General features: G+C 60.7%; 1 protein-coding gene. It reads left to right on the top strand.

The window, feature by feature from the left end:
* The first annotated feature begins 532 nt into the window (after nt 1-532).
* A complete protein-coding gene (locus OP79_RS48690; protein ID WP_078492538.1) occupies nt 533-2,314 on the top strand; it encodes a reverse transcriptase/maturase family protein in 1,782 nt (593 codons plus the stop codon).
* Nucleotides 2,315-2,418 lie beyond the last annotated feature (104 nt).

Raw genomic sequence — 2,418 nt, 5'->3', positions numbered from 1 at the left:
CTGCTGCGCCACGAGGCGCCTTGTCATATTCCCAGTTCAGCTGGGAGGAACTTGGAGGATGTTTCTGGGCCTAATGGCTTACCTCGATCCGAAAGGTGACGGGAACAAGAGCATGCCAGGAAAGCAACGGTCGCGTTCAGGCGTATGAAGCGAGGCGTTGTGAGGCCCGCTCGATACGGCTAAAGCTGGATTGCCTGAACCCTAATCTCCAGTCGATGAAATTCCGCATCCATCGGAAAGACGCCTGAAACCGATGCTGCCCCCTATGTCGGCTAGTCAGCGAGGTCGACATACCTCTAGGGAGCAGGACGATGCCTAATGAGGGCATTCAAGGAGATGAGTGGGGAGCCTAAGTCGAGCTATTACGTATGACAAGGACGAACGTGGGATCGCCTAAAGGGTGCGAACCCTAGGGCGACGGAGGCCCCGTAGTAGTCGTGGGAGTTACGTCCCACCGAGGGGGACGGGAAAGCCGTCCACAGGGCGAAGGGGGCCAGGTGATCGGATATTCAAGACCCGGGAGGTATGCGAAATGCAAGACGCCGAAACGGTGCTGGGTATCCTCCGTGACCGCGGCAAGCGCGGCCTGCCGCTCAATGAGATCTATCGGCAACTGTTCAACCCGCAGCTCTACTTACTGGCATACGGGCGCCTGTACTCCAACAAGGGAGCCATGACGCCAGGATCCGACGAGGAAACCGCGGACGGCATGTCCCTGGACAGGATCGAGCGCATCACCGATGCGCTGCGCCACGAGCGCTACCGCTTCCGTCCAGCACGGCGCATCTACATCCCGAAGAAGGGCGGGAAGAAGCGACCGCTCGGACTGCCATCCTGGTCGGACAAGATCGTTGGTGAAGTAGTACGCCTTCTCCTTGAAGCGTATTACGAACCACGATTCTCCGACGCCTCACACGGGTTCCGCCCCCGCCGAGGATGTCACACCGCGCTGCGAGAGGTGGCTGACAAATGGACCGGGACAACATGGTTCATCGAAGGGGACATCTCCGACTGTTTCGGAACGCTTGACCACGACGTCATGCTTTCGCTCCTGGCGGAGAGGATCCACGACAACCGGTTCATAAGGTTGCTGCGGAATATGCTCCAGGCGGGATACCTGGAGGAATGGATCTGGAACGCCACACTCAGCGGCGCGCCGCAGGGAGGTGTCGTGTCTCCCATTCTCTCCAACATCTACCTGGATCGCTTGGACAAGTTTGTCGAGCAGACACTCACGCCGGAATACACCCGAGGAGTGCGCAGGGTGAAGAACCCTGCGTATCGGAGAGTCGAAAGGAAGATCGCGCGTGCACGCGCCGAGGGCAATCGCGCCGAGGTGCGCGAGCTGCAGAAACAGCTCCGCAGCCTTCCCAGCCAGGATCGTCAGGATCCCGGCTATCGGAGGCTGAAGTACGTAAGATACGCCGACGACTACCTTCTCGGATTTATCGGACCCAATGCCGAAGCTGAGGAGATCAAAGAGCGTCTTGCACAGTTCCTGCGCGACGACCTCAAGCTGGAACCGTCCAAGGAGAAAACGCTCATTACTCACGCACGCACAGGTGCGGCACAGTTCCTCGGCTACGAAATCACAGTCCAGCACGGGGACCACCGACTCACCGGGAAACGCCGGTGTGTCAACGGAACGATCGGTCTCCGTGTCCCCTTTAGTGTGATTAAAGCTAAGTGCGCTCAGTACATGAAGCGCGGCAAACCCGCGCACCGACCCGAACTGATGGTCCACGACGACCACACGATCGTCTCCATCTTCGGGTCGCAGTACCGGGGCGTGGTCCAGTACTACCTGCTGGCCGGCGACGTCTGGAGACTCAACAGCCTGTGCTGGGTGATGCAGACGTCGATGCTTCGGACGCTGGCAGCAAAGCATCGCTCGTCGGTAATGAAGATGGCCCGCAAGCATGGGGCCACTATCGAAACGCCGTACGGGCCACGCAGATGCTACGAAGCCCGCGTTGAACGGGCAGGCAGGGAACCACTGGTAGCCAGGTTCGGCGGTATCCCGCTTCGGCGGCAGAGGACGGCGATCCTTAAGGATCGCCCCTCAACTCCAGTCTCTGGCCGACGCAAGGAGCTCGTTTCGCGACTCCTCGCGGGCCGCTGCGAGTCGTGTGAGCAACGCTCGCAGGTGGAAGTACACCAGGTCCGCAGGCTGGCGGACCTCACGAGACCGGGGTGGTCGCAGCCAGCGTGGGCACAAGTCATGGCTCAGATGCGGCGCAAGACCCTCGTGGTCTGCAAGGCATGCCACGACTCAATCCACGGACGGCAACCGGCGATAGCGGTCACGGAGTGATCACTGGAGAGCCGGATGCCTGGAAACGGGCACGTCCGGTTCGGACCGGGGGTCGTGGGAAAAGGGCCTGCCTCGCAGGCACCTCGCCCACGGCCTACCGGTGC

The organism is Streptomyces yerevanensis (assembly GCF_000716805.1).
GTDB lineage: Bacteria > Actinomycetota > Actinomycetes > Streptomycetales > Streptomycetaceae > Streptomyces > Streptomyces flaveus.
The sequence above is the reverse complement of the archived record's forward strand: the minus strand, read 5'-3'. Positions and strand labels throughout refer to the sequence as shown.